The sequence below is a fragment of the Nonomuraea longicatena genome, from assembly GCF_039525605.1.
GTDB lineage: Bacteria > Actinomycetota > Actinomycetes > Streptosporangiales > Streptosporangiaceae > Nonomuraea > Nonomuraea longicatena.
This window is the reverse complement of the sequence record NZ_BAAAHQ010000053.1, coordinates 1-5,624: the sequence shown is the minus strand read 5'-3', so window position 1 is coordinate 5,624 and position 5,624 is coordinate 1. Positions and strand designations below refer to the sequence as shown.

The 5,624-nt window shown below is 71.4% G+C and carries 6 protein-coding genes; 3 read left to right on the top strand and 3 right to left on the bottom strand.

Annotated features, from left to right (window positions below; translation table 11 throughout):
• The first annotated feature begins 193 nt into the window (after window positions 1-193).
• On the top strand, window positions 194-1,192 hold the full coding sequence (locus tag ABD120_RS36400; RefSeq protein WP_343954920.1) for a hypothetical protein: 999 nt from the start codon (window positions 194-196) through the stop codon (window positions 1,190-1,192).
• On the opposite strand, the gene ABD120_RS36395 is transcribed toward ABD120_RS36400, so the two are convergent.
• From ABD120_RS36395 to ABD120_RS36385, 3 genes are all read right to left on the bottom strand, one after another.
• The gene (locus tag ABD120_RS36395; RefSeq protein ID WP_343954919.1) at window positions 1,100-1,732 is read right to left on the bottom strand and encodes a VC0807 family protein; all 633 of its coding nucleotides are present in this window, start codon (window positions 1,730-1,732) and stop codon (window positions 1,100-1,102) included. The two genes, ABD120_RS36400 and ABD120_RS36395, sit on opposite strands and share 93 nt — an antisense overlap.
• A 99-nt stretch (window positions 1,733-1,831) precedes the next feature.
• Entirely contained in the window at window positions 1,832-2,479 is a 648-nt protein-coding gene (gene leuE / locus ABD120_RS36390) for a leucine efflux protein LeuE (protein WP_343954918.1), read from the bottom strand.
• 30 nt (window positions 2,480-2,509) lie between these two features.
• On the bottom strand, window positions 2,510-3,052 hold the full coding sequence (locus ABD120_RS36385) for an AAA family ATPase (protein ID WP_343954917.1): 543 nt from the start codon (window positions 3,050-3,052) through the stop codon (window positions 2,510-2,512).
• Between the two features lie 154 nt (window positions 3,053-3,206).
• On the opposite strand from ABD120_RS36385, the gene ABD120_RS36380 reads away from it, so the two are divergent.
• Both ABD120_RS36380 and ABD120_RS36375 read left to right on the top strand, forming a co-directional pair.
• Window positions 3,207-5,018, top strand: coding sequence for a cellulase family glycosylhydrolase (locus ABD120_RS36380; RefSeq protein ID WP_343954916.1), 1,812 nt, complete (start codon window positions 3,207-3,209; stop codon window positions 5,016-5,018).
• A gap of 86 nt (window positions 5,019-5,104) precedes the next feature.
• On the top strand, window positions 5,105-5,624 hold a 520-nt coding region (locus ABD120_RS36375; protein ID WP_343954915.1), incomplete at its 3' end, for an AfsR/SARP family transcriptional regulator.

The following is a 5,624-nucleotide window of genomic DNA, read 5'->3' as shown; positions in this document are numbered from 1 at the left end:
GGCCGCCCGGCCGCGCCCGGCGGCGGGCACGGCCTGGCCGGGATGCGCGAGCGGGTGCGCCTCGCGGGCGGCACCCTGCGCGCGGGCCCGCAGGGCGACGGCTTCGAACTGCGCGTCGACCTCCCCCGTGCGGGGGAGGCGGATCCCTCCGCCTCGGGAGGTCCGTAGCGCCGGTTCTCGCGACGATCGGAACATGACTCGCCGACGTGTCCCGATCGGCCGCGTCACCGCCTCGGCGGTGGCGATGGCCGCGATGCTCCCCTACCTCACCATCAAGCTCCTCTGGCTGGTCGGCGTCCCCGTCGGCCTGCCTGACGCCGCTCTCCTGGAGGACGGGTCGCTCTTCGCCGCCAACGCCGTGACGTTCGCCATGGAGGCCGTCGCCTTCGTGCTCGCGCTCGCCTTCGGCACGCGGTGGGGCATGCGGCTGCCCGCCTGGCTGATCCTGCCGCCGATCTGGTTCGGGATCGGGCTGCTGTCGGTCCTCCTGGTCATCATGGCCGTCGCCGTGCCTTTCGGCGGGTCCTCGATCTTCCCCGCCGACGGGCCGATCGCGCAGTGGGTGATGATCTGCGTGTACGGCGGGTTCTCCGTCCAGGCCGTCGCGCTCGGAGCGGGCCTCGTGCTGTACGTCCGCGACCGCTGGCCCGCGCTCTTCGCCCCGGTGACCCCGCCCGGTGACGCCCTGCAGCTCGTGCTGGCGCGCGGCTGCCTGCTCGCGGCGCTGCCGCTGGGCGCGGTCAAGCTCTACTGGGGCTTCGGCGGTACGGCGGGCCTGCCGGAGGCGGTCACGGCGATCACCCGGCTGCCCGGTTACGTGTCGTACGCGGTGGAGGGCGCCTTCCTCGTGATGGGCGCGGTGGCGCTGCTGGTCCTGGCGCGCGGCGGGCGGGGACCGATGTGGCGGCCGCTGGCCGCCGCCTGGCTGGGCTCGGGCGCGGCCTTCGCCTGGGGAGCGTGGGACACCGCCATGCGCCTGACCACGGTCCCGGTCGGCCTGGGCGGCAGTCCGATCCTCACCCCGGTCTCCGACCTGGTCGACCTGGGCGCGATGGTGGTGGGCCTGACCCTGGCGCTCACCGCGCTCTTCCGGCTGGCCTCAGCCGTGGGCGGGGTGCAGCCTGCGCAGGACGCGCCTGAAGGCGTAGAGGGAGAAGGCGATCGCCAGCCCGCTCATCACGGCCACCACTGAGGTGCGCAGGATCATGAAGGTGCCGGGGAAAGCCTCGTGGACGGCCAGCCAGATGCTCACCGCCGAGTTGGACAGCAGGACGAACGCCCACAGCAGCGTGATCCGGGCGAAGAAGCGGCGCATCCGCTCGTGCCGCAGGACCACGGCCGGCAGGTGGACGTAGTCGAGGGTGAGCTTCTGCACCAGCGGCCGGCCCAGCCGTACGGAGGCGAGGAAGACGAAGCCGATGACGATGGTGCCGAGCTCGGGCTGGATGAAGTAGAGGCGCCAGCTGTCGGTCCAGAAGGCCACGGCGGTGCGCAGGGTGATCGCCAGCGCGGCCAGCACCATGGTCGCGGGCACGCGGATCCGGCGCACCAGCCGCCAGGCCAGGCCGAGGTAGACCCAGCCGAGGGCGGCGAACAGGGCGCCGGTGAATCCCAGCAGCACCATCCCGGCGTAGAAGATCGCCAGCGGGGCGACGACCGCCTCAAGCAGCTTGGGCGCGGCGGTCCGCGCGAGCGTGGTCAGGCGGGGGAGGGTGACGGGTGGGGGAGTCAAGGCCGCTCCGGGGGTAGGCGCCGGTGGCTTACCGTACCCGACGCGGCGGTGTGCCACCGCGCCTTCCGGCACCTTCCCCGAGGACGTTTCCCCTGATGATCAGCCTAGGGACGTGGTGGCGAGCTTGGCGCCGAAGCCGATGAACAGCGCTCCGGCCCCCGAGGTCAGCCCTGCCGACAGCTTGCGGCGGGCGCGGAACTGGGTCGCGAGGTAGGTGCCGCCGAAGATGAGCATGCTGAGGTACAGGACGCTGAACACCTGGACGATCGCCCCCAGGATCACGAACGACAGCACGGGCGCCCCGTAGGCCGGATCGACGAACTGGACGAAGAACGAGACGAAGAACAGGATCGCCTTCGGGTTCAGGAGGCTGACCACCAGCGCCTTGCGGAAGGGCGCCGCCTCCTCCCGCTCGTCCTGCGCCGCGCTCACCCGCTCGGGGGAACGCCAGGCCCGTACGGCACCGCGGATCATCTGGAAGCCGATCCACGCGAGATAGCCCGCCCCGGCGTACTGGACGATCATGAAGATCTCGGGGGTGGAGCGCATGAGCGAAGCCGCGCCCGCCGCCGCGAGCACCATGAGCACGCTGTCGCCGACGAAGACGCCGGCGGCGGCCCGGTAGCCCTGCCGGACCCCGCGCCGGGCGGCGAGACTGAGCACGTACAGGGAGTTCGGGCCGGGGAGCAGGATGATGAGCAGGGCGCCGATCACGAACTGCCAGATGTCGTTGATGCCGAAGAACATGGGGGCGGCTCCAGATGAAACAATGATATTTCAGGATATAGCCCGGCCCAGCTCCTCCAGGATGAATTCCAGCCGCTCCTCGACCGGCGTCATGGGCAGGGGCACCAGCTCGTAGCCGTAGTCGACGTAGGCGGCGCTCACCGCCGCGTGCGTGCGCTCGGCCACCTCGGGAGACTGCCTGCGCTCGGCGTCGTTGCGGTAGATCTCGGGCCACGGCGGCGCGACGAAGACCTGCGGGTGGTAGCGGTAGCGCAGCGCGGCCGCGTGCACGTGCGCGGGCACCGGGCGTCCCTCCAGCCGCAGGTAGCCGACCACGTCGGGCACGGCCCGGTCGAAGAAGACCGTCCCCTGCTCGGCCGCCCGGTAGGAGCGCAGCTCCCACGACAGCATCAGCTCGGCGAACAGGTCCTTGTCGCGCCAGGGCAGGGCGGGCCCGTCGATGGCGCTCTGGTCCTGGATGATGGCCCGCCCGGCCTCCTCTGTGCCGGTGTAGCCCCGGTCACGCAGGCGGCCGACGAGGGTGCTCTTGCCGGAGCCGGGGCCGCCGGTCAGTACGACGCGCAGTGGGTTCACGAGATGCCTTTCTGGAGATCATCGACCCTACCTCTGGCCGCCATTCTTCGGGTTTTCCGGCAAACTTGGGCCTTGTCGGCGTCAGACATCGGATCTATTCTCCGAGATGATGGTTAGTTAAGTTTCCTAATGAACGAGTAGGAAGCGGGAACCGATGCGTCCATCCCTGCGGCTCGTCGCCATCGCCGCACTCTGCGCCGGCCTCTCACCGACCCTCCCCGCCCAGGCGGGCGCCATCGCCGCGCCCACCCGGCTCGAAGCGGAGAACGCCACCGTCTCCCAGGGGGCCGTCGAGTCCAACCACGCGGGTTTCTCGGGAACAGGTTTCGTCAACGGCGACAACGTGGCCGGGCCGTACGTCGAGTGGACCTTCGACGCGCCGTCGGCCGGCACCGCCACCCTCTCCTTCAGGTACGCCAACGGTACCTCCGCCAACCGGCCGAGCGACATCAGCGTCAACGGCACCCTGGTCGCCGACGACCGCGCCTTCGCGCCCACCGGCGCCTGGAGCACCTGGGCCACCGCCACGCTGAGCGCCCCCGTCGTCGCCGGGGCCAACACCGTCCGGGCCACCGCCGCAGCGACCGGCGGCAACCCCAACTGGGACTACCTCGACGCCGACCTGTCCGCCGCCCCCGGCACCGACCTGCAGGCCGAGAACGCCACGATCTCCCAGGGCGCGGTCGAGTCCAACCACGCCGGCTACACCGGCACCGGCTTCGTCAACTACGACAACGTCGCCGGCTCCTACGTGCAGTTCACCGTGAACGCGGCGAGCGCGGGCACGGCACCGCTGACCTTCCGCTACGCCAACGGCACCGCAGGCAACCGGCCCGTCGCCGTCTCCGTGAACAACGGCACCCCGGTGAACCTCGACTTCCCCGTCACCTCCTCCTGGACCGACTGGCGCGAGGTCACCGTGAACGCGGCGCTGAGCGCGGGCGCCAACTCCGTGCGGGCCACCGCCACGGGCCCCAGCGGCGGACCCAACCTCGACCGCCTCAGCGTCGGCAGCAGCGGCGGCGGCGGCACCCCGGTCGCCGCCAACGGTCAGCTGCGCGTCTGCGGCGTCAAGCTCTGCAACGAGAACGGCAAGCAGATCCAGTTGCGCGGCATGAGCAGCCACGGCCTGCAGTGGCACTACGACTGCCTCAACACCGCCTCGCTCGACGCCCTGGCCGAGGACTGGAAGTCCGACGTCCTGCGCATCTCGATGTACATCCAGGAAGAGGGCTACGACACCAACCCCCGGATGTTCACCGACCGGGTGCACAACCTGATCGAGCAGGCCACCGCGCGCGGCATGTACGCCATCGTCGACTGGCACATGCTCAACCCGGGCGACCCGTTCGCCAACGGCAACCTCAACAAGGCCAAGACGTTCTTCACCGAGATCGCCCAGCGGCACAACGGCAAGAAGAACCTCCTGTACGAGATCATGAACGAGCCGAGCGGCGTGAACTGGTCGCGCATCCGCGACTACGCGCACCAGATCATCCCGGTGATCAGGGCCAACGACCCCGACACCACGATCCTGGTCGGCACCCCCGACTGGTCCTCGCTCGGCGTCTCGGGCTCCGGCGACCAGACCGACACCATCCGCGCCAACCCGGTCAACGCCGCCAACATCATGTACACCTTCCACTTCTACGCCGCCAGCCACGGGTCGTCGTACTACAACACCCTGTCCCGCGCGGCCGACCTGCTGCCGATGTTCGTCACCGAGTTCGGCACCCAGACCTTCACCGGCGGCGGCGGCAACGACTTCACGCAGTCGCAGCGCTATCTCGACCTGATGGCGCAGAAGAAGATCAGCTGGGTCAACTGGAACTTCTCCGACGACCCCCTGTCGGGCGCCGCCTTCACCGAGGGCACCTGCCCGAGCGGGCCGTTCGCCGGAACGAGCAGGCTCAAGCCGGCGGGCGCCTGGATCCGCGACCGGGTCCGCACCCCCGACGACTTCTGAGCCGTCGGCGGGCGGGGCCCCGGTGACGCGGCGGCGGCACCGGGGCCACGCTCCGTCCCGGCCCGCGATGAGGGCAGGATAGGCCCGTGCGGATATCCATCCTGGGACCACTGGAGGTCCGGAGCGCCGCCGGGCCCGTCCACGTGGGCGGATCCCGGGTGCGCGCGCTTCTGGTCCTGCTCGCCCTGGAAGCCGGACGTCCGGTGACCGGCGAGCGGCTTATCGACGCGCTCTGGGCGGACGACCCGCCCGCCAACGCGGCCAACGCCCTGCAGACCCTGGTCAAGCGGCTGCGTGCGACGCTGCGCCCGAACCTGCGCGTGGACGGCGTCCCCGGCGGCTACCTGCTGCCGATCGAGCCGGAGGCGGTGGACGCCCGCGAGTTCACCGCGCTGGCCGCCCGCCGCGACGCCGACTCGCTGGAGCGGGCCCTCGCCCTGTGGCGCGGGCCCGCGCTCGCCGACCTGCGCGCGGTGCCCCGGCTGGCCGCCGTCGCGACCGCCCTCGACGACGAACGGCTCGTCGCCCTGGAGGCGTACGCGCAGGCCGTGCTGGCGCTGCCCGCCGAGCCGGGCCGTACGGCGGGGCTCGCGGCCACCTCCGCCG